The organism is Streptomyces sp. NPDC028368 (genome assembly GCF_055565615.1).
Genome location: NZ_JBVHTY010000020.1, coordinates 37,473 through 57,948, shown reverse-complemented (window position 1 = coordinate 57,948; position 20,476 = coordinate 37,473). Strand labels below are relative to the sequence as shown.

Below are 20,476 nucleotides of genomic sequence, written 5' to 3'. Positions count from 1 at the left end.
GTCCCACGCATGGTTCCCGCCAACTCACGCCCTGTGAAGCGACGTTATCCAAGCGAGTCCCCGGCCGAGCGAGTCCCCGGCCGAGTGAGTCCCCGGCCGAGCGGGTCGCCGGCCGAGCGGGGCTTCGGCCGCGTGCGCCGATGCCCCGGCGTCCTCAGCCGGCCGGCTTCGTCCCCCGGTGGAGCGCGACCACGCCGCCGGTCAGATTGCGCCAGGCCACCTCGGTCCAGCCCACGCCCTGCATCCGGGCGGCGAGTTCGGGCTGGTTGGGCCAGGTGCGGATGGACTCGGCGAGATAGACGTACGCGTCCGGGTTGCTGCTGACCGCGCGGGCGACCGGCGGCAGCGCACGCATCAGGTACTCCGTGTAGACCGTCCGGAACGGCGCCCAGGTCGGCTCGCTGAACTCACAGATCACCACCCGGCCGCCGGGCTTGGTGACCCGGTACAGCTCGGCCAGCGCGGCATCGGTGTCCTGGATGTTGCGCAGCCCGAAGGAGATGGTGACGGCGTCGAAGACCCCGTCCGCGAACGGCAGCCGGGTGCCGTCACCGGCCGTGAACGGCAGCCAGGGGTGCCGCTTCTTGCCCTCCGCCAGCATGCCGACGGAGAAGTCGCACGGCACGACGTACGCCCCGGTCCTGGCGAACGGCAGCGACGAGGTGCCGGTGCCGGCCGCGAGGTCGAGTACCCGCTCGGCGGGCCGGGCGGCCACCGCCCGGTCCACCTCCTTGCGCCAGCGCCGCGCCTGCCCCAGGGAGAGCACGTCGTTGGTGAGGTCGTACCGCGCCGCCACGTCGTCGAACATCGCGGCGACTTCGTGCGGCTGCTTGTCCAGGGATGCTCGGGTCACCCGGCCATTGTCCACCGTGGGGCGGCCGGCGCCCGCACCGGGCACGGACGCGCGCCGGACGGCTGGTCGGGGACGGCCGGATTCCCCCGAGCTCTCGGCTCCGTTCGAGCAGGGGGGACCCCCTCAGAACATCCGGGCCGTCCAGCGGTGCACAGTGCATCGTGAGCGGCCGGCGCCGGCCGTCCCCGCGTCAGCGATCCTGCCGCGTTGAATGCGCCGTTCCGTTTCCGTTGACACGGCCCTGACGTGCGGCGGGACCGTGTTGACGGCTCCTTGACGAAGATCATCGAGGCGGGCGTTCCGCCGGGGCCGCTACGGCCGCCGGGCTCCTGCCGTACCGGTGGGGCCCGGTCAACAGTCCTTGATCGCATCGGTGGGCGACATCCGGGCCGCGCGCCGGGCAGGCAGCACCGCGCCCGCCGCGACGACGAGCACGGTGCAGAGCAGCAACAGCGCGGTGGTCCCCGCCGCCGAGGTCAAGAGCCCGACGGGTCCGGGCCGGGGCCCGCTCAGCGCCGCCGGAAGACGAGCCGCCCGGCGAGCACCGTGGCCACGCACGCCCCGGCACCGTGCACCCGCAGCGCGCGGGCCGGCAGTTCGTCGACCGGGACGTCGAACACCGCGAGATCGGCCGGCCGGCCCACCGCGAGGTCGCCGCCCAGTACGGCGCTCAGCGGCAGTACGGCGAACACATCCAGCGCGGCGGCCGTTTCGTGCTCCTGGCGCGGATCACGTACCCGCAGGCCCGAGCGCGCCACGGCGGTACGAACCGTGGGCCGCCGGAAGGGCCCGGCCACCGCCGTCGTGCCGTGCTGGAGCATCCGCTGCAGCCCGCGCCGGGCGCTCGCGCCCCAGCGCGTGTCGTCCATGGCGAGCGCCGCCAGTGCGTCTCCGGTGACCGGCTCCGTGCCGAGCTCGTCGGCCTCCCGCGGATCGGGGTGGTACGCCGCTTCGAGCAGCGCCGCCGCCTGGTGATTGACGAGGCCGGGCGTCAGCAGCCCCGGCCAGCGCCGCACCCGGGCCTGCGGCCAGGCGGCGGTCATCCGCTCCAGAGTGCCGACGCCCACGATGACGTCGCCGTCGACGGCCACCGCCTCGCCCCGCGCACCGGCCCCGAACACCGCATCGGCGGCGTGAATCGTCAGCACGGTCGCTCAGTCCGCCCTCACCCCGGCCCGCCGGACGCTCAGTTGGCCTCGACGAGCTTCAGCTCGGGATGCGCCGTACCGCCCTCGATGGCGGTCGACGACAGGTGCGAGACCACCCGCTCGTCCACCGGGTCGTTCGCCGGGTCGTCGTGCACGAGAAGGTGCTCGTACGTCGTGGCCCGCTGGGCCGGCACCCGGCTCGCCTTGCGGATCAGGTCGATGATCTCCATGCGGTTGGAGCGGTGCTTGGCGCCGGCGGAGGAGACGACGTTCTCCTCCAGCATGATGGAGCCCAGGTCATCGGCGCCGTAGTGCAGCGACAGCTGGCCGGCCTCCTTGCCGGTGGTCAGCCACGAGCCCTGGATGTGGGCGACGTTGTCGAGGAAGATCCGGGCGATGGCGATCATGCGCAGGTACTCGAAGAGGGTGGCCTGCGTCTGGCCCTTGAGGTGGTTGTTCTCGGGCTGGTAGGTGTACGGGATGAAGGCGCGGAAGCCGCCCGTACGGTCCTGGACGTCGCGGATCATCCGCAGATGCTCGATGCGCTCGGCGTTGGTCTCGCCCGTACCCATCAGCATCGTGGAGGTGGACTCCACGCCCAGGTTGTGCGCCGCCTCCATGATCTCCAGCCAGCGCTCGCCGGACTCCTTCAGCGGCGCGATGGCCTTACGCGGCCGGGCCGGCAGCAGCTCGGCACCCGCACCCGCGAAGGAGTCCAGCCCCGCGGCGTGAATACGCGAGATGGCCTCCTCGACGGACACCTTGGAGATCCGGGCCATGTGCTCGACCTCGGAGGCGCCCAGGGAGTGGATCACCAGCTGCGGGTACGCCTTCTTGATGGCCGAGAAGTGCTCTTCGTAGTACTCGACGCCGTAGTCCGGGTGGTGGCCGCCCTGGAACATGATCTGGGTGCCGCCCAGTTCGACGGTCTCCGCGCAGCGGCGCAGGATGTCGTCGAGGTCGCGGGTCCAGCCCTTGGCGGTGTCCTTGGGCGCGGCGTAGAACGCGCAGAACTTGCAGGCCGTTACGCACACATTGGTGTAGTTGATGTTGCGCTCGATGATGTACGTCGCGATGTGCTCGGTGCCGGCGTAGCGGCGGCGGCGCACGGCGTCGGCGGCCTGGCCCAGCGCGTGCAGCGGCGCGGAGCGGTAGAGGTCGAGCGCCTCCTCCGGCGTGATGCGGCCGCCCTGCGCGGCGCGGTCGAGTACGGACTGGAGGTCGGCGTTCTCGGTCACCGGGGCGTCCCTTTCGGAGGCGGGCATAACGACCGAACCAGCGTACGTCAGGGGTCCGGCCGCCTCGTCCGCGGTCCGCCCCCCGCGGCGGGCGGCGCCCCGTCAGTGATCACTCACCCTCGTCAGGGACGCCTTCGGGGTGCCGCCCGCATCGTCGTCCGAGGTGAAGCTGAGGCCGCCGCCCTTGCCGAGCGTGTACGTCACCCGGGAGGTGGTCCCCGTACAGCCGGGCCCCTGCTTGCCGTCGGGGCGCTCCCGGAGCACCAGCCTGTCCTTGGTGGCCGACTCCAGCTTCGCCTTGGCCTCGCACTGCACCAGCACCGCGTCGTACACGGTGTGGATGACGTAGTCGCCCTTGCCGCCCGGCTTGATGACGCTGGTCATCTTGCCGTTGGGGATGTCGTGCGAGGTCGTGATGCTGCCGGTCCAGGTGCCGAGGAAGCCCTTGGCGACGGCGGGCTCGCCGCCCGAGTCCCCCGGATCGGTGGGCCCGGCCGTCGGCGTCCCCTTGGCCGGCGGCTTGGCCCCGGCCGTGTCCGCGCCGTCGGGTCCGCCCGGCAGCAGGTGGAACACGAACGTCGCGGTCGTCGCGGCGGCCAGCGCACCGGCCACCGACAGCACCAGCGTGCAGCTCACCCGGCGCGGCCGCTCGTTGCCGCCGAACGCCCCGGTCACCGCGACCCGCCGCTCCTTGGGGGCGGCGGACGGATCCGCGGTCGGCGCATCGGCGACCGCCGCCCCGGCAACCGGCCAGGGAGCCGGCGGCGGGCCGGGGGGCTGAGCGGGAACACCAGGGGCACCGCCCGGAATCTGCGTCGCGATGCCGAGGGAGCCGGGCCCGGACGCCTCCGCCTCGAACGGCACCAGCCCGGAAGGATGCCCGTACGCGGAATCCGCACCCGCCCCGTACGAGGGATCCGGCGGCCCGAACGCCCCGCCGGGCGCTACCGGGGCGGCCGCCTCGGCCTCCAGATTCAGCAGCTCCACCGCCCGCCGGCTGACCTGCTCCACCACGGCCCCGGGCAGCCACCCGGCACGCACCAGCCCCGCGGCGCCACCGTTGCCCTCCCCCGCGAGCCGGGCCGCGAGCACCTCCGGAGCGGGCCGGTCCGCGGGATTCTTGGCAAGGCAGCCGGACACCAGCTCCCGGAGTTCACCGCGGAGTTGAGGACCCAGCTCCGGCTCCTCGTGCACCACCTTGTAGAGCAGCGTGGCCGACGAGTCCCCCGAGAACGGGCTGACCCCGGTCGCCGCATACGCCAGCACCGCGCCCAGCGAGAAGACATCCGCGGCTTCCGTCGCCCCCTTCCCCAGGATCTGCTCGGGCGCCATATATCCGGGCGAGCCGACCGAGACGCCGGTCGAGGTGAGCGAGGCGGTCCCCTGCGTGGCCCGCGCGATCCCGAAGTCGATCAGCAGCGGCCCGTCGAGGGTCAGCAGCACATTGGACGGCTTGACGTCCCGGTGCACCAGCCCGAGCGCATGGACAGCGGTCAGCGCCTCGGCCAGCCCGGCGCCCAGGGCCCGTACGGAATGCTCGGTCAGCGGTCCGACATCGGCGACCGCCTGGGCGAGCGAAGGGCCCGCGACATAGCCGGTGGCGATCCACGGAACGGAGGCGTCCGGGTCGGCATCCAGGACGGGCGCGGTCCAGGCGCCGCCCACCCGCCGCGCGGACTCGATCTCCCGCCGGAACCGGGCCCGGAACTGGTCATCGACCGCGAACTGCGCATGCACGACCTTCACCGCGACCGTGCGGCCGCCCTCGCTGCGCCCCAGATAGACCCGCCCCATGCCGCCGGCTCCGAGCCGGCCGAGCAGCCGGTATCCGCCCAGGACCCGTGGATCGTCTCCCGCCAGCGGCTCCATGGCCTGCCTCCCCCTCGTACGGCGCACTTCAGCTTATGACCGATGTCATGCCCGGTCGCAGGAAACCCCCACACCACTTTCCGCATCAAACAGGGCACACATCAACAACTCGCCCATCCTGCCCACCGCGGCAGCATGAATCGTCCCGGAGTACGTCCGTGCACCACCCGCACCGTCCGCACCCCCCACGCAGAAAGCGGCGGCTCCTCATCGGGGCAGCCCTCGCGGTCCTGGTCCTCGGCGCAGCCGTCCCCGTCCTGATCCGCCTCGGCGTCTTCTCCGACAACGGCGAGCCGATGTCGTTCGGTCCGCCCGCCAAAGCGTCCGCTCCCGCCGACCCGTCCGTCCGCCTGCCCACCGGCCCCCAGGCGGAATTCCGTACGGCCAACACCCTCGCCGACGGCACCAGGATCGGCGTCACCACGCTCCACGGCAAGAAATCCGGCTTCACCGGCAAGGTGTGGGTCTGGGCGCCCGAGGAGTACTACGAGGACCGCTACCGCAACAGCGCCTTCCCGGTGCTGATCGCGCTCCCCGGCGGCCCCGGCCACCCCATGAACTACTGGATGGGCACCGACCTCAAGCTCCAGAACACCATCAGCGACATGGCGGCGGCCGGCCGGAGCAAGCCCTTCCTCGTCGTCATGCCCGTCCTCAACCCGGACGCCGACCACTACTACGACGGCAGCGACATCCCCGGGCAGCCGAAGATGGGCACCTGGATCTCCGACGACGTCCCCGACCTGGTCAAGGCCAACTTCCGGACGTTCGCCACCCGCGACGGCTGGGCCTTCATGGGCTCCTCCTCCGGCGGCTTCGTCGGCCTCAAGCAGGTCCTGCAGCATCCGGACCGCTTCAAGGCGGTGATCGCCAGCGGTCCCGACACCCGCCCGGACTCCCCCCTCTGGCGCGGCCACGAGAAGGAGATGCGGGCGAACGACCCCGAACTGCTGGCCCGGCAGCTCGCCGCCCGCCCCCACACTCCCCCCGTCTACCTCGAGCTCCAGATCGGCAGCGAGGAAGGCGGCCGGGCAAACCTGGAGCGCTTCGTACGCGAGTACGGAAGGGGCCCGGTCAAGGCCCGGCTCCACGTCATCCAGGGCGGCAGCCACAACGCCAAGAGCTATGTCCGCGGCATGCGGGAAACCACCCTGGAGGCCATCAGCAAGGTCCTACGGGGTCCGACACCAACCGCGGGGCGCTAGCTGGACAGTGGCCGAGGCGCTAGCTGGGCAGCATCTTGCCGCTCACGTGGTGCGCCCCGGATTGCCGCTCACGTGGTGCGCCCCGGAATACCGCTCACGCGGTGCGCCCCGGAATACCGCTCACGCGGTGCGCCTGGAATACCCGCCCCGGCCCGTCACGTTGTGGCCCCGCAGCGGGCGCGTGCATCCCCTACGGCATGCGTTCGACGACCCCCTACGGGTGTCAGTGATCGACAAGGCGCACCCAGAGGATGCAGCGGGTGCCGGCTAGGCCCCCAGCAGATCCACCTTCACATCGGCCGGGAACCCGGTCGTCGGCCCGACCCGGCGGGCGAATTCCGTGACGCCCCGCAGCTGCTCGGCCCCGAACCGGAAGTCCAGCGTCGTGAAATAACGCTCCAGCACCGGCTCGTTGAACGTCTCCCAGCGAGCCGCCTGCTCGGCGACCTTGCCGACCTCCTCCAGCGACAGATCGCGGGAGGCCAGAAACGCCTCGTGCACCTTCTGTACGACGAGCGGCTCGCGCTCCAGGTACTCGCGCCGGGTCGCCCATACGGCGAAGACGAACGGCAGCCCCGTCCAGTCCTTCCACATCTGCCCGAGGTCGTGCACCTCCAGGCCGAGCCGGGGACCGTCGTGCAGATTGGCTCGCAGCGCGGCGTCACCGATCAGCACCGCAGCGTCCGCCTCCTGCATCATCAGCCCGAGGTCGGGCGGGCAGCTGTAGTACTCGGGCCGTACGCCGATCTTCTCGGCCAGCAGCAGCTGCGCCAGCCGTACGGAGGTCCGCGAGGTCGACCCGAGGGCCACCCGGGCGCCGTCCAACTGGTCCAGCGGCTTCTGCGAGACGATCACGCAGGACATGACGGGCCCGTCGCAGCCGACCGCAAGGTCGGGGAACGCAACAAGATCATCAGCGGCCCGCAGAAACTCGACCAGGGTCACCGGAGCGATGTCCAGCTCGCCGCGGACCAGCTGCTCGCTGAGCTTCTCCGGGGTGTCCTTGGTGAGGTCCAGGTCGAGCAGGGTGCCCGTACGGGCGAGGCCCCAGTAGAGGGGCAGGCAGTTCAGGAACTGGATGTGGCCCACCCGCGGCCGGATCCGGCGGTGGCCGGTCGGAGCGTCTGCGGGTGCGTCTCCAAAGGTTGAATTGTCCACATGCGGAGGCTAGACCCGCCGCCCTTGGGCCGGCGCGGCGGGGCCTGCATATGGCCTCTGCCGCCTTCAACTAAACGTGATCTTTGGCTCTTCCGCCTCACGAGCGCACCATGCTACGCTCAGCGCAAGTTGCAGTTTGGTTTCCCTTGCAGTACAGAGCCTGCGGAGCATGTGACCCGCAGGCTTTTGTAGTTTTCAGACTTGTTTGCAGGTTCTGGAGCAGGGCAACCCTTTGGCCCAAGGAGGGCTTATGGCTACCGGAACCGTCAAGTGGTTCAACGCTGAAAAGGGCTTCGGCTTCATCGCCCAGGACGGCGGCGGCCCGGATGTCTTCGTCCACTACTCGGCGATCAACGCCTCTGGTTTCCGCTCCCTCGAGGAGAACCAGCAGGTGAACTTCGACGTCACGCAGGGTCCGAAGGGCCCGCAGGCGGAGAACGTTACGCCGGTCTGAGTTGCCCGGACCGACCTTTAGGTCGATCTAGCAGTACCCAAGGAGCCCCGCTCCTCCACTTCGGTGGGGAGACGGGGCTCCTGCCTTTGATCTGGGCGCCGCGTGCACCGAATGGCCGCTACATGAAATTCGCCCGCACGCGCAATGAACACCGCTTAACGAGAAACCGCGAACGCGGAAGTGGAAGCGGAATGGCGCTTCCGCGCAGAGCCGACAACCACGCGGTACGCACCCCGCCTGAGCGAACTCCCGAGCGAACTCCTGACCGAACTCCTGACCGGTCCCCTTACCTCTCCCGTTAGCGCGAGCTGTGGAAGGGAGAGCTCAACCCGAGCTGACGGGGAAGGGCGCGGAAGAGCGCCGAGGACAGTGATGCCAGCCCCGACGAGATCGGCTCTCGTCGGAGCCTTCGACAGGCGGGATGCCTGATTGCCGTACTAGCGAGAGATGGTCCGGCCGTCCTCATCCGTGAAGCTGGTTTGGTAGGGGCGGGCGACCAGGCCGGTCGGTACGCCGTCGACGAGTGCGAGGTCCACGACCGCCGTCCCCTCAGGCGAGAAACGCAGGCCAAAGCGCCTCCCGTGCCGGCCCGCGATGATGGCGTACGGGCATCGTCTCCACATCGCCGTCCACCGGTCGTAGGCGTGGACCCCGAGCCGTCGTGTGTCGTTTCCGTTCATCTGGCCGTCTCCCCCGTGAAGTTCGTCAAGAAGTCCGTGAAGTTCGTGACGTTCGTGACGTTCGTGACGTTCTCGACGGTAACAAGGGGGTCTGACAGCGGGCCGGGAACGGGGCTCAGGCGGCGTTGTCCAGCGCCGCGAGCAGGGCGCCTGCCTCGGCGTGGAGGCGGTCGAGGTCGGCGTCGTCGCAGCAGACCTGCATTCCCAGGGCGGTCACGTTGAGCTTTCCGGAAAACTCGTAAAACGACTGGTAGTTCAGGCCCGGCCGGAGCCCGTCAGCCAGCTCTCGGAAGACCGACAGCATGGCGACGAGGGTCCGCTTCGTGGGCTCCTCCGGGGTCACCGGCCCGGTGTCGGCCTCCGAGAAGGTGAGCTCCCGGTCGTAGGGCTCGGCCGACTTCGGCAGGTCCAACATGGCCTGGGCGAACTCCCGGACATGCGCGACGCTGTCGAACGGCAGGATCTCAGTGAAGCGGGGGTTGCTGTGGCGGGCCACCAGCAGCCATCGCCGTCCGGTGTCGGTTTCGGTGTCGGTCGACTCGTATGCCACGGAAAGGGCCGAGGGACGTTGCGCCGAGGAGCGTTGCGCCGACGGGCCGTCGTCGTGCCAGGCGTAGGTGAAGACTTCCTCGTATTCCATGTGGTCCATGTCGCTGGTCACTGGTCGCTGGTCCCTGCTCTAGGCCTGGAACGTGTCGTCTTTGACGGCTGCGACGAAGCGGCTCCAGGCACCGGCGGGGATGATGACGGCCGGGCCGTGGGGGGCGATCTTGGTGTCGCGGACGGGGACGAGGCCGGGGAAGTTGTCGGCGACCTCGACGCAGTTGCCGCCGGAACCGTTGCTGTAGCTGCTCTTGCACCAGGCCGCGGCGCCCAAGTCAATCTGTCTGCTTGCCATTTCGATAGTCCTCTGCCGCAGCCTCGATCATGGCCAGGGACGCCTCAGGCGGCAGTGCGGCGGCCCTGAGCAGATCGTACGACTTGCGGTACTCCTCCACGAGTGCTGGATCGTCGATGGTGGCGCCGCTGTGCAGCGACTCCGTATAGACCAGCGGCGGGGCATCGGGAAACGTCATGACCATGACCGTGCCCAGCATGAAGGGATGCGGCCCCCTATTCCACGGAAGAACCTGTGGAACAATCCGCCGTCGCCTCGCCAACGCAGCAACGCTGTCGAGCTGTTCGGCCATTTCCTCCGGCGGGAGAATGGGGTGCCGTAGCAGCGACTCATGCAGGATCGACCAGTACATCGGGGTCTTGTGGTCGTCCTCGAAGAGACGTGCCCGCGCCATCCGGGCATCGACCTTCTCCGCCACCTCCTCGTCGGGCACCAGCGGGTGCGTCGCCCGCACCACCGCCCGCGCGTACGCTGCGGTCTGCAGGAGCCCGGGGATGACGCTGGGGCACCACTCCTCGATGGCCTTCGCGTGCTTCTCCGCCTCCAGGACCTTCTCGAAGTACTCGGCGTGCCCGGTCCGCCGCGCCTTCCGTACATCCTTGCAGCGCCGCTCGAAGAACCCGTCGGTCTTCAGCGCCCGGTCCACATGGACGGCCAGATCCAACGGCATGCGCCGTAGCCCGCGTTCGATCTCGCTCAGGTAACTCGGCGCGTAGTAGCTGCCCTTGACGGCCGCCTGGAGGGTGAGGCCTGCATCCTCGCGCTTCCAGCGCAACTCGGAACCGTAGAAGGCGGGGACACTCGCCGATCCGTCAACGTCCTTGCGTGCAGGCATTTTTCACCGTTCCACGGGTCGCACAGCGAAAAGGAAATCCCTTCCACGCTACGTCGCACCACGGCACTCTGTGAGCAGTTCGTCACAATGCGCACAGGGAGTCATATCCATGCCCGATCACGGCCACGACCACATGCACGACGACGTCGACGATTGCGCCGAAGCCCTCCGCACCGCGCTCGCGGCCAACGGCGTCACGCTGCCGTCCCTCGGCATCGAATTGCCGGCTTATGCGGGCAGCTACCGCATCTCGCTCATCGCGCTCGGCAACTGCAACACCGCTACGGCCCGCAAGCTGACCGCCGCGCTCCGTAAGGCCGCCGCGCAATGACAGGCCCCGTGCCACCTCCCCCACAGAGGTGACACGGGGGTTCCAGTCTGACGCGCCGAGCCTCCCGGCTCCAGAGCAGGGAGGCCCCTTCTTTCGTACGACAGCCAGGAAAGCCCCCGCGACCGTGCAACCGGTCCGGGGGCGTGGCCATCAACCCCCTGGAGGTTGAGAAGCATGACCGACCTTATCCGAATGATCTTGGCGCCGCTGGTGTGTTGGTTATTTCCGGCCCGCGGGAAGCACCGGACGTCGACCGGCACCCCGTACGCCGCCCCGCGCCGCGCCGCCCCCTCGGTACCCCCGCAGCGCAGGTTCCGCCGCCCCGCCGAGGAACCGCTGCGCGGTGAGGACAGCTGCCTCGTACGGCCGTATCTGCTGACCGACGAGGAGTGGCAGCTGCGGCGCACGCGGCGGGCGCAGCGGGAGCGACGGCGGGACCTGTGGCTCGCCGTCCATGGGATCGACACCGGGCCGCGCTGGATCCACGGGGTGGAGGTGCCGGCACGGTGAGCGAGGAGGAGACGGAGACGGAGAAGGGGGAGGGGCGGCCGGATGAGGGCGGGCGGCGGGCGGCGCTGGTGGCGAGCGTGCGGCGGCTGAACAGGTGGTCGTCCGGGGGCGGCGGGCGGCGGTGAGCCGGTGCCCGTGCGGTCAGGTCCGCTCGTACAGGGCCTCGATCTCCTTGGTGAAGTCGCGGGTGACGGCGGCCCGGCGGAGTTTCAGAGACGGGGTGAGATGGCCGGTTTCCACCGTGAAATCGGCCGGGAGAACGGCAAAGCGACGGATGGACTCGGCACGGGAGACCAGGCTGTTGGCGTCGTCGACGGCGTGCTGGAGGTCGGCGAGGAGGCGTTCGTCGCGGAGGAGCTCCGGGAGCGGTACGTCGCGTTTCTTGGTCATCTGACGCCAGTGCGAGAGGCCGTCGGGGTCGACGGTGATCAGTGCGGTGATGTACGGGCGGTTGTCGCCGAGGACCATGCACTGGCCGACGAGGGGGTGCGAGCGGAGGCGGTCCTCCAGAGGGGCGGGCGCGATGTTCTTGCCGCCCGTGGTCACGATGATCTCCTTCTTGCGGCCGGTGATGGTGAGGTAGCCGTCGGAGTCCAGGGCGCCGAGGTCGCCGGTGGCCAGCCAGCCGTCCTGGTCGGTCATTGGCGTGGCCGCGCCGCGCCCCGCGTCCCAGTAGCCGGTGAAGACATGGCCGCCGCGGAGCAGGATCTCGCCGTCGCCGGCGATGCGGACCGCGCCGCCGGGGAGCGGCCAGCCAACCGTGCCGATGCGGGGGCGAAGGGGCGGAGTGACGGTCGCGGCGGCCGTCGTCTCCGTCAGGCCGTAGCCCTCGAAGACCTCGATGCCGGCGCCGGAGTAGAAGGCGGCCAGGCGGTGGCCCAGTGGGGAGCCGCCGCAGATCGCGTAGCGGACCCTGCCACCCAGCGCGGCGCGGATACGGCGGTAGACCAGGGGGTCGTAGAGCTTGCGGGCGGCCTTGAGGGCGAGGCCGGGGCCCGAGCCGGTGCCATGTTCCTGGGCCTCGACGGCCTCTCCGTAGGAGCGGGCTATCCGGGCGGCGCGGTCGAAGGAGGCGGCGCGGCCCATCTTCTCGGCGGTGGCGCGGCCGGTGTTGAAGACCTTCTCCAGGACGTAGGGGATGGCCAGGAGGAAGGTGGGCCGGAAGGTGGCGAGGTCGGCCAGCAGGTCGTCGGTCTGGATGCTGGGGGCGTGGCCGAGGCGGACGCGGGCCCGGAGGCAGCCGATGGCGACCATCCGGCCGAAGACATGCGAGAGGGGGAGGAAGAGGAGGGTGGCGGCGGGTTCGGCGCTGACCGACTTGAAGACCGGGTGGAGGAGCTCGATGGAGTTGTCGACCTCGGCGAAGAAGTTGGCGTGGGTGAGGACGCAGCCCTTGGGGCGGCCGGTGGTGCCGGAGGTGTAGATGAGGGTGGCGAGGGAGTCCGGGCCGACGGCGGCGCGGCGCTGGTCGACCGCCTCGTCGGGGAGGTCGCGGCCTGCGGAGGTGAGGTGGGAGACGGCGCCGGTGTTGAACTGCCAGAGGTGGTCGAGGGCGGGGAGTTCGGTGCGGATGCCGCTGATCAGACGGGTTTCCTCGACGTTTTCCACGACGCAGGCGCGGGCGCCGGAGTCGTGCAGGATCCACTGCGCCTGATGGGCGGAGGACGTCGGGTAGATGGGGACGGTGACCAGGCCGGCGGCCCAGGCGGCGAAGTCGATCAAGGTCCACTCGTATGTCGTACGGGCCATGATCGCGAGGCGGTCCCCGGGGTTCAGGCCATGCGCTATCAGGCCCTTGGCCACGGCCCGTACTTCCGCGGCGAACTCCGCGGCGGTGATGTCTCGCCAGGCTCCGCTGGGCTGCTTACGGGCCAGAACGACGTCGGCGGGGGCCTCGGCGGCGTTGGTGAAGGGGAGGTCGCCGAGGGAGCCGGTGCGGACGGGCGGGGCGAGGGCGGGGACGGAGGCCTCGCGGACGATGCCGTCGAGGACGGTCTTGTGCGGCTCTACGAGGGTGGGCTCTACGGGGGTGGGCTCTACGGGGGTGGGCTCTACGGGGGGTGAGGCCGGGGCTCCGGCGGTGGCTTCGGTTCCTGGGGCGGCGCTTTCCTGCTTGAACACGGGCGGCTCCTCATTCCTTCCGCGAAATCTGCGAGTCGGCGAATTGGGGAATTGGCGAGGCGGCGAACTGCGGGTCTGCGAAATGGCGAGTCTGCGAATCTGCGACGTGGCGGCGCGTTCTTGGTGCGAGGGGGCGCGGGCGGGCGGGACAGCCCTCAGGAGGGGCGCGGGGCAGGCGGGGGACGGCTGCCGTCGATGACCGCAACGGGCCATATACGGCCGTTAGTTGAGCCGAGGGTGGTCGGGCCCGTTGCGGGCCCCGTCGTCGGCCCTGTCGCAGGCCCTGACACCGATCGCGCCGCAGGTCCCGCCGCCGGCCCGCTGGGAGCGCTCATCCTCGACCAACTCCTGACCCATCAGTAACCTTACTTCGAAGTAAATTTACGCGAGGACCAGGAGTTGGCCAATGCCCGATCGCTACCTTCGTCTCACCAATTCCGGCCCCGGCCGCTTCCTCGCCCACCGCCTCGGCCTGCCGCAGCCGACCCCGCCGCGCCGCTGGAGCCCCGAACACCCCGGTCCGGCCTGGCCGGTTCTGTATCTGACCGCCGGAAAGTCCGCCGTCGGAATGTCCGCCTCGTCCGGCGTCAACGGCCAGATAGTCCGCGTGTGCGGGCAGAGCCTGCTGGGGGCCCGATGAGTGACGCGCCCCCGTCCACGGCGACAGCGACGACTGCAGCTGCCGCTGCAGCTGCCGCCACGGCCACAACCACAACCACAACCACGGCGAATGTGCCGCTTCGCCGGGCGCCGCGGCTGGTGCCCGCTCTCGGCAAGGGCGTACTGACCGGCATCGGCAAGCGTCCGCACCCGGAGGCCACGCTGCCGCCCACCCGCCTCGTCCTGCCCGCCGCCCGGATCGACCCGGCCAACGTCGCCGCGTACGCCCGGGTCTGCGGCTTTGCCACCGCCGGCCCGCTACCCGTCACCTACCCGCACATCCTCGGCTTCCCGCTCGCCGCCCGCCTGATGAGCGCCCGAGCCTTCCCGCTGCCGCTGCTCGGGCTGGTGCACACCACGCTCGAGATCGAGCAGTACGCACCGCTGCATGTCGATGACCGGCTCGAACTGGCGGTGCATGCCGAGGGGTTGAGGGCGCACCGGCGCGGCACGGAGGTCGTGATGACGACGGAGGTGCGGCGGGCGGGGCGGCTGGTGTGGGTGGACCGCAGCGGCTATCTGGCGCGGCACCGGGTGGGCGACGAGCACGGGGCGGCCGACGGGCACGGGGCCGCGGCGTCCGAGGAGCCACGGCCGGACCTCCCCGTACGGGCCGAATGGCCGCTACCCGCCAACCTCGGCCGCCGCCACGTCGCCGTCTCCGGCGACTACAACCCCATCCACCTCCACCCCCTCACCGCCCGCCCGCTCGGCTTCCCGCGCGCCATCGCCCACGGCATGTGGACCGCCGCCCGGTGCGCCGCGGAGTCCGTCCCGGTGGAGGCCGAGTCCGTACGGCTCGTGGCCGCGTTCCGGGCCCCGGTCCTGCTGCCCGCCACCGTCTCGTACGCCCAACAGGACGCGGCGGACGGTACGGGCTGCGCCTTCCAACTCCGGGGCGGAACAGCCGAGCGGCCGCGGTGGCATCTCTCCGGAAAGGTGGAGCTCCAGCGCCTACCTGTTGCGGCCGAGGTGGCCGAGGTGCCCGATGCGACCAGCGTCACCCACCCCACCGGAACCAGCGACGCCACCGACACCACCGACGCCACCGACGCCTCTAACCACTGACGCCTCTAACCACTGACGTCGCCGATTGATCCCGCCAGGCCGTCGAGGACCCGCTGGAGTCCGTAGTCGAACTTCCCGTCGCGGATCTCGCGCGGGTCCTTGCTGCGCAGCGCGGCGTACTGCTCCTGCAGCTGGGGGTGGCCCTGGGCGGCCTCCTCGGCCGCCGGCCACAGCTGCTGCACCCATTCCTGCTCGCTCTGGCCGCTGCGGGAGAGCGTCGTCAGCCAGGAGGCCTCGCTGATCGTCATGCCGATGACGTACGCGGTGAGCGTGGACACGGCCAGGTCGGCCTCGCCCGCCGGGAGGCCCGCCTCCCTGAAGATCGCGAGCATGCCCTCGGACACCCCCATCAGGTTCGGTCCGAGCTGGGACATCCCGACCTCGCCGAGCACCGAGGCCATCCAGGGGTGCTTCAGTATCGTCACCCGCAGGCTCTCGGCGCAGCGGACGGCGCACGGGCGCCAGTCGGCCGGGTCTCCGGCCTCGGGCACTTCGATCTCGCCGTAGACCTCGTCCACGACCAGCTCGATCAGCTCGTCCTTGTTGGCCACATGCGAGTAGAACGACGTGGCCCCGGCATTCAGGCGGGTGCCGAGACGCCGCAGGCTCAGGGCGGCGATGCCCTCCTCGTCGAGCAGCCGGACGGCCTCCGCCACGATCTGATTCCGGCTCAGCGCGGGCTGTTCGCGCTTGCGCCGCTGCGGGCGCGTCCATACCGACGGGATCGGCTGCTTCTTGTCGACCGGCATACGGCCCCCTCTCTCTCGTCTCTCGGTCTTCGGCTCGGCGATCAGAGTAGCTCCAGTTCGTACATCGTGCGCACTTGCGCACACTGTTCGGCGACCGTACAGTGTTCGACGTGACGCCGAGCGGCGTTCGAAGTTACGCACAGCGTTCGACAGGGCGCGCGACGACCGGGCCACGACCGAGCGTCAACTACCGCACCACCACAGACCGTTGACGAATGACGACGAATCGGGGAACTGCCATGCCGAAGAACCTGAAGACCGACGACACCCCCACGCCCCTGCCCTCGCCCCCGCACTCAACCTCTCCCTCTCCCTCCCCCTCCCCCTCTCCTTCCCTCTCGCCCTTTGACGCCGCTCGCTGGCAGGCCCGGCTGGACACGCTCCTGGCCACCCACCGCGTGCCGGGCGCCGCGCTGGCCGTGCTCGCCGGCGGGGAAATTCACGAGCTGGCCGCCGGGGTGCTCCACACGGAGACAGGGGTGGAGGTGACCACGGATTCGGTGTTCCAGATCGGGTCGGTCAGCAAGGGCTACACCGCCGCGCTTGTCGTGCTGCTCGCGGAAGCGGGGAAGCTGGATCTGGACGCGCCGGTCATCGACGTACTGCCGGACTTCGCCGTCGCCGACGCGGAAGCCACCAAAACCATCACCCCGCGGCAGTTGCTCAACCACACCAGCGGCATCCAGGGCGACTTCGTGAGCGACACCGGCCGGGGAGACGACTGCCTCGCCCGCTATGTCGAGGGCGCCAAGAACGTCGGCATGACCAACCCGCCCGGCGCGACCATGTCCTACTCCAGCACCGGCTACAACGTCCTCGGCCGCATCGTCGAGGTGCTGACCGGCAAGACCTGGGACGAGGCCCTCAAGGACCTGATCTACGCCCCGCTCGGGCTCGAGCACACCATGACACTGCCCGAGGAAGTGCTGCGCTTCCGCGCCGCAATGGGGCACATGGGCGATCCCGGCGAGGACCCGGCCCCCACCCCGCTGTGGAACATGCTGCCCCGCTCGGCGGGTCCGTACGGCGGGATCAGCGCCACCGCCGCCGATGTCGCCCGCTTCGCCCGGCTGTTCGTCGACGGCGGCACGGCACCGGACGGCACGCGAGTGATGTCGGCCGAGGCCGTCGAGGCGATGCTGACGCGCGAGGTCGAGATGCCCGACCAGTGGTTCCTCGGCGCCCACTGGGGCCTGGGCTGGGGGCTCTTCGAATGGGACGGCGTACGCGGATTCGGCCACGACGGCAGCACGTTCGGGCAGCTCGCCTATCTGCGCGCCATCCCGGAGAAGGGCATCGCTATCGCCCTTCTGACCAACGGCGGAGGTGCGGCGCCGAAGGTCTTCGAGACGCTGTGCCGCGAGCTGACCGCGGAGCTGGCCGGGGTGACCATGCCGGCATTCGGACCGGCCGAAGAGGAACTGGCTGTGGACCCGGCGCCGTTCGTGGGCAGCTACCGGCGTGAGGGATTCCTGATGACCGTCACGGACCGGCCCGCCGGCGAGGGCGTGCTACAGGTCAAGTACGAGGGCGCCGACGGCCTGAAGGACACCTTCGAGCCCCTCTTCTGGAACCTTCTCCCGGTGTCGGACACGCCGTCGAAGACGGTGTTCGCCGGACGCCGCAGCGAGAAGGACAGCTGGATACCGGTGGTGTTCTACGCCCTGCCGGACGGCTCCCGGTACGTCCACTTCGGCGTACGGGCCACGGCCAAGTCCGCGTGACAACAGCGGCCGGCGCCTGGTCCTTACGGCCAGGAGAGCTCGGCCCATTCTTCCGATGGATTCGACCTTGCCCCGGAAACAGCTTTGTGTGCATCGGAGCCGCCGATGGGCGCCGCACCGCGCACATCGAGACGCGAGCCCTGGCCGGGGGCACCGATCAGCCCCGCAGACCTGCCACGCCGGCGCTCTCAGTCACCGTGCCCCCCGGATGCGCCCGCCGGCGTCAGCCGCCCGGCGTCCAGCGCTCGCCGCCCGTCATCCGGCCCAACCCCGCCCACGCGAAGTTCATCAGCGTAGCCACCGTGTCCTTCGCCGCAGGGCGCTCCCACTGCCCCGAAGCCCCGTCGCCCGAAGCCCCGTCGCCCGTAGGGCCGTTGGCCCACTCGGCGAGCGATTCGGCCGCGCCGACCAGCGCATGCGCGAGGCCCGCCACCTCGCGGTCGGCCAGTTCCCCGGCGCAGCCCGCCTCCTTGGCGGCCGCGCCGATCAGCCCCGTAACGAACTCCACGATCTCGGCCCGCATCGCGGCCACTTCGAGCGCGAACGGCTCACCGTGCGTACGCGCCTGCTGGTGCAGCACCGCCCAGCCGTCCGGATGCTCGGCGGTGTGCGCGAAGAAGCCCTTCAGCCCGCTCCACAGCTGCCGGTCGGCCGACGCCCCCGGCTCGACGGCCACCGTCACGGCCTCCACCAGCGCCGCCGACTCCCGCCGGATGACCGCACTGAACAGCTCGTCCTTCGAATGCAGATAGAGATAGACCAGCGGCTTGGAAACCCCGGCGGCCTCGGCGATCTCATCCATCGAAGCCGCCCGGTAACCGCGGCGGGCGAACGTGCGCACCGCCGCGTCCAGCATCTGCTGCTCCCGGACCGCCCGCGGCACCCGCTTGCTCTTCACAGCGCCCACGCTGAATGTCCTTCCATCCCGCCCCTTTACTGCAAAGTAAGTTTACGATCTTCGCCCTCTACCTCATTCCATTCCTTGACACGGCTCCGCGGCTCACGAGACGATACGTCTCGTTCCACACACATTCCCTCGCGCACCCCTTCCGCCACCCGCCATCCCTCCCCCTTCCCCGCCACCCCTCCCCCTCTCCAGGAACAGGACCGCCCGTGCAGCAGTTCATCGACACCTCCGCCCCCGGCATCCGCCTGTGGACCGAGCAGCGCGGGCCCGCCGATGCGCCCCCGTTGCTGCTGGTCATGGGCGCTCAGGCGTCCGGCGTCGGCTGGCCGGAGCCGCTGGTGGACGCGCTCGCCGCACACCATCGGGTCATCCGCTACGACCACCGCGATACCGGCCGCTCCAGCTGGCCGTTCGAGGAGCAGCCGTACCGCATCGCCGATCTCGCTGCGGACGTGGTTGCCGTCCTGGACGGGCTCGGCATCGAGCGGGCGCACCTCGTCGGTATGTCTCTCGGCGGCATGCTGGCCCAGATGACGCTCGCCGACCACCCCGACCGATTGATCAGCGCCACTCTCATGAGCACCAACGCCCTCAGCACCACCCCCTACACCCGCCCCGACGGCACCACAGTCCCGGTCGAGGAACTGCCCGGCATCGCACCCGAGCTCCTGGAGATGTGGGCCCGCCCCATCGAGGACCATGGCTTGGAGGCCGAGGTGGATCGCCGCATCGCGCATGGGCGCGTACTCGCCGGTGATCAACTCCCCTTCGACACCGACTACTTCCGCGCCTTCGAGCACCGCATCATCGAGCACACCGGCCACTACCGCGTCAGCGCCGCGCACGGCCGCGCCGCGACCGAGGGCATGCTCCGCACCGACGAACTGGCCAAGAACCAGGTGCCCACCCTCGTCATCGCCGCCCTCGCCGAACCGATCTTCCCGCCCCCGCACCCGCAGCACCTCGCCCAGGTCGTCGGCAACGCCCGGCTCGTCGAGATCCCGGGAATGGGCCACGCCCTCCCACCCGCCGTCCACGCCCCGCTCGCCACCGCGATCCTGGCCCATACACGAGGCCAGGCCGGGTGAACCCGAAACCCGCCGGACTTCAGCGACCACATCGGCGCGGCGAAGCGGGCCGTAAGGCAAGGGAATCAAATTCGGCGGCGGCCACGGCCACGAGGCCCTACGCCACTACTTCCGCCACGAGGCCCTGCCTCTGCTCAGCGCCAACTGCAGCGAACACGTCGGCACAGCACTGTTCAGCGCCGCCTCCAGAATCTCGCCGTAGCTCGCTTGGACCGCGTACGACTCCGGGAACCACGGTCTCGCGCACCGCTACCTGACCTCGACGCTGTGCCTGTCCCCGGTCATCGACGACCGCATGTTCGGCGCCCGCATCCTCGGCAACCAGAGGTTTGCGTTACGCCCCGTACGACACCTTCGGCTCACGCTCGATCAGCTTGGCGATGCCCGCCTGTTGCGCCCGCGCGATCCGTGCGGGATCGGCCTGGGCGCGCTCCTGGTCCAGCTTCTTCCATTTTGCGGGCTGCATGAACAGCATGTCGAGACTGTCAGGGACGATCATGACGCCGCCGAAGAGAGGGTCGCCGGCGAACCAGGCGCCGCCGTCCTCCGCGCCCTCGGGCCAGCGGCGCACCGCCGAGGCGTTGACTGCCCGCATGTGGGGAGCACCGTGGCGGCCGCGTTCGGAGAGCTTGACAATGTGCACCGTGCCGAGGAGCAGCCGATTCCCGCCGTGCTTCCGGTCCACTCGCGTTCGGTATTCGAGCGGGTAGGTGCGCAGAACCTTCTTGCATACGCCCAAGCGCAGCCCATTGGCGAGCCGCACCACCAGGAAGAAGAGCACATACAGCCCGGCCACCATGAGCACCATCAGAAAGAAGGAATTCGGCCCACCCAGCGCCTTCGACACGAACGGCACCGCGAACAGGGGGACTCCAATGGCGACGCGTCCAGCGGCATGCCGCCTCAGCAGTTTGGCGTTGTGCTTCAGGACCTGCTCGATATCAGGTGCCACCGGCTCATTCATCGGGTTCATGAAACCT

The 20,476-nt window shown here is 70.2% G+C and carries 22 protein-coding genes and 1 pseudogene; 9 read left to right on the top strand and 14 right to left on the bottom strand.

Going from position 1 to position 20,476, the window contains the following annotated elements:
• Window positions 1–154: 154 nt before the first annotated feature.
• From ACZ4S3_RS34390 to ACZ4S3_RS34370, 5 genes are all read right to left on the bottom strand, one after another.
• Entirely contained in the window at window positions 155–853 is a 699-nt protein-coding gene (locus ACZ4S3_RS34390; protein WP_467941686.1) for a demethylmenaquinone methyltransferase, read from the bottom strand.
• Window positions 854–1,204: 351 nt separating this feature from the next.
• Entirely contained in the window at window positions 1,205–1,333 is a 129-nt protein-coding gene (locus ACZ4S3_RS34385) for a hypothetical protein (RefSeq protein ID WP_467941684.1), read from the bottom strand.
• A gap of 29 nt (window positions 1,334–1,362) precedes the next feature.
• Window positions 1,363–2,001: an imidazolonepropionase-like domain-containing protein gene (locus ACZ4S3_RS34380; RefSeq protein WP_467941682.1), complete on the bottom strand. Its 639-nt coding sequence runs from the start codon at window positions 1,999–2,001 to the stop codon at window positions 1,363–1,365.
• Between the two features lie 38 nt (window positions 2,002–2,039).
• The gene (mqnC, locus tag ACZ4S3_RS34375) at window positions 2,040–3,239 is read right to left on the bottom strand and encodes a cyclic dehypoxanthinyl futalosine synthase (RefSeq protein ID WP_467941680.1); all 1,200 of its coding nucleotides are present in this window, start codon (window positions 3,237–3,239) and stop codon (window positions 2,040–2,042) included.
• Window positions 3,240–3,341: 102 nt separating this feature from the next.
• Window positions 3,342–5,108, bottom strand: a complete 1,767-nt coding sequence (locus ACZ4S3_RS34370) for a serine/threonine-protein kinase (RefSeq protein WP_467941678.1) — start codon at window positions 5,106–5,108, stop codon at window positions 3,342–3,344.
• 158 nt (window positions 5,109–5,266) lie between these two features.
• Here ACZ4S3_RS34370 and ACZ4S3_RS34365 point away from each other — a divergent pair, with 158 nt between their 5' ends.
• The gene (locus ACZ4S3_RS34365; RefSeq protein WP_467941676.1) at window positions 5,267–6,313 is read left to right on the top strand and encodes an alpha/beta hydrolase; all 1,047 of its coding nucleotides are present in this window, start codon (window positions 5,267–5,269) and stop codon (window positions 6,311–6,313) included.
• Between the two features lie 267 nt (window positions 6,314–6,580).
• On the opposite strand, the gene ACZ4S3_RS34360 is transcribed toward ACZ4S3_RS34365, so the two are convergent.
• Window positions 6,581–7,471 carry a menaquinone biosynthetic enzyme MqnA/MqnD family protein gene (locus ACZ4S3_RS34360; RefSeq protein WP_467941674.1) on the bottom strand — a complete coding sequence of 297 codons (891 nt, stop codon included), beginning with the start codon at window positions 7,469–7,471 and terminating at the stop codon, window positions 6,581–6,583.
• A gap of 250 nt (window positions 7,472–7,721) precedes the next feature.
• On the opposite strand from ACZ4S3_RS34360, the gene ACZ4S3_RS34355 reads away from it, so the two are divergent.
• Entirely contained in the window at window positions 7,722–7,925 is a 204-nt protein-coding gene (locus ACZ4S3_RS34355) for a cold-shock protein (protein WP_003984261.1), read from the top strand.
• Window positions 7,926–8,362: 437 nt separating this feature from the next.
• Here the strand turns inward: ACZ4S3_RS34355 and ACZ4S3_RS34350 are convergent, their stop codons facing one another.
• The 4 genes from ACZ4S3_RS34350 to ACZ4S3_RS34335 all read right to left on the bottom strand — a co-directional run bounded on the left by ACZ4S3_RS34350 (window position 8,363) and on the right by ACZ4S3_RS34335 (window position 10,338).
• Entirely contained in the window at window positions 8,363–8,605 is a 243-nt protein-coding gene (locus ACZ4S3_RS34350) for a hypothetical protein (RefSeq protein ID WP_467941672.1), read from the bottom strand.
• A gap of 115 nt (window positions 8,606–8,720) precedes the next feature.
• Window positions 8,721–9,266, bottom strand: a complete 546-nt coding sequence (locus ACZ4S3_RS34345; protein WP_467941670.1) for a hypothetical protein — start codon at window positions 9,264–9,266, stop codon at window positions 8,721–8,723.
• A gap of 18 nt (window positions 9,267–9,284) precedes the next feature.
• Entirely contained in the window at window positions 9,285–9,503 is a 219-nt protein-coding gene (locus ACZ4S3_RS34340) for a DUF397 domain-containing protein (RefSeq protein WP_467941668.1), read from the bottom strand.
• Window positions 9,484–10,338 (bottom strand): helix-turn-helix domain-containing protein, encoded by an 855-nt coding sequence (locus ACZ4S3_RS34335; RefSeq protein WP_467941666.1) that lies wholly within the window; start codon window positions 10,336–10,338, stop codon window positions 9,484–9,486. Before ACZ4S3_RS34335 ends, ACZ4S3_RS34340 begins: the two co-directional genes overlap by 20 nt.
• A 109-nt stretch (window positions 10,339–10,447) precedes the next feature.
• On the opposite strand from ACZ4S3_RS34335, the gene ACZ4S3_RS34330 reads away from it, so the two are divergent.
• From ACZ4S3_RS34330 to ACZ4S3_RS34320, 3 genes are all read left to right on the top strand, one after another.
• Window positions 10,448–10,669: a hypothetical protein gene (locus tag ACZ4S3_RS34330; RefSeq protein WP_467941664.1), complete on the top strand. Its 222-nt coding sequence runs from the start codon at window positions 10,448–10,450 to the stop codon at window positions 10,667–10,669.
• A gap of 174 nt (window positions 10,670–10,843) precedes the next feature.
• On the top strand, window positions 10,844–11,179 hold the full coding sequence (locus ACZ4S3_RS34325) for a hypothetical protein (RefSeq protein ID WP_467941662.1): 336 nt from the start codon (window positions 10,844–10,846) through the stop codon (window positions 11,177–11,179).
• Window positions 11,176–11,304 carry a hypothetical protein gene (locus ACZ4S3_RS34320; protein WP_467941660.1) on the top strand — a complete coding sequence of 43 codons (129 nt, stop codon included), beginning with the start codon at window positions 11,176–11,178 and terminating at the stop codon, window positions 11,302–11,304. The genes ACZ4S3_RS34325 and ACZ4S3_RS34320 overlap by 4 nt, the downstream gene beginning before the upstream one ends.
• 16 nt (window positions 11,305–11,320) lie before the next feature.
• On the opposite strand, the gene ACZ4S3_RS34315 is transcribed toward ACZ4S3_RS34320, so the two are convergent.
• Window positions 11,321–13,300 carry an AMP-dependent synthetase/ligase gene (locus ACZ4S3_RS34315; RefSeq protein ID WP_467941658.1) on the bottom strand — a complete coding sequence of 660 codons (1,980 nt, stop codon included), beginning with the start codon at window positions 13,298–13,300 and terminating at the stop codon, window positions 11,321–11,323.
• A 406-nt stretch (window positions 13,301–13,706) separates the two neighbouring features.
• Between ACZ4S3_RS34315 and ACZ4S3_RS34310 the strand changes: the two are divergent.
• Together ACZ4S3_RS34310 and ACZ4S3_RS34305 are read left to right on the top strand one after the other, a co-directional pair.
• Window positions 13,707–13,865, top strand: a pseudogene (locus tag ACZ4S3_RS34310) (3-oxoacyl-ACP reductase); the annotation flags it as partial.
• A gap of 167 nt (window positions 13,866–14,032) precedes the next feature.
• Window positions 14,033–15,028, top strand: a complete 996-nt coding sequence (locus ACZ4S3_RS34305) for a MaoC/PaaZ C-terminal domain-containing protein (protein ID WP_467941656.1) — start codon at window positions 14,033–14,035, stop codon at window positions 15,026–15,028.
• A gap of 5 nt (window positions 15,029–15,033) precedes the next feature.
• On the opposite strand, the gene ACZ4S3_RS34300 is transcribed toward ACZ4S3_RS34305, so the two are convergent.
• The gene (locus tag ACZ4S3_RS34300) at window positions 15,034–15,777 is read right to left on the bottom strand and encodes a TetR/AcrR family transcriptional regulator (RefSeq protein ID WP_467941654.1); all 744 of its coding nucleotides are present in this window, start codon (window positions 15,775–15,777) and stop codon (window positions 15,034–15,036) included.
• 239 nt (window positions 15,778–16,016) lie between these two features.
• On the opposite strand from ACZ4S3_RS34300, the gene ACZ4S3_RS34295 reads away from it, so the two are divergent.
• Window positions 16,017–17,501, top strand: a complete 1,485-nt coding sequence (locus tag ACZ4S3_RS34295) for a serine hydrolase domain-containing protein (RefSeq protein ID WP_467941652.1) — start codon at window positions 16,017–16,019, stop codon at window positions 17,499–17,501.
• 223 nt (window positions 17,502–17,724) lie between these two features.
• Here ACZ4S3_RS34295 and ACZ4S3_RS34290 read toward each other — a convergent pair whose 3' ends face one another.
• The gene (locus ACZ4S3_RS34290) at window positions 17,725–18,408 is read right to left on the bottom strand and encodes a TetR/AcrR family transcriptional regulator (protein WP_467941650.1); all 684 of its coding nucleotides are present in this window, start codon (window positions 18,406–18,408) and stop codon (window positions 17,725–17,727) included.
• 206 nt (window positions 18,409–18,614) lie between these two features.
• On the opposite strand from ACZ4S3_RS34290, the gene ACZ4S3_RS34285 reads away from it, so the two are divergent.
• Entirely contained in the window at window positions 18,615–19,496 is an 882-nt protein-coding gene (locus ACZ4S3_RS34285) for an alpha/beta fold hydrolase (RefSeq protein WP_467941648.1), read from the top strand.
• A 334-nt stretch (window positions 19,497–19,830) separates the two neighbouring features.
• Here ACZ4S3_RS34285 and ACZ4S3_RS34280 read toward each other — a convergent pair whose 3' ends face one another.
• Complete coding sequence (locus ACZ4S3_RS34280) at window positions 19,831–20,469, bottom strand: hypothetical protein (protein WP_467941646.1); 639 nt, start codon at window positions 20,467–20,469, stop codon at window positions 19,831–19,833.
• Window positions 20,470–20,476 lie beyond the last annotated feature (7 nt).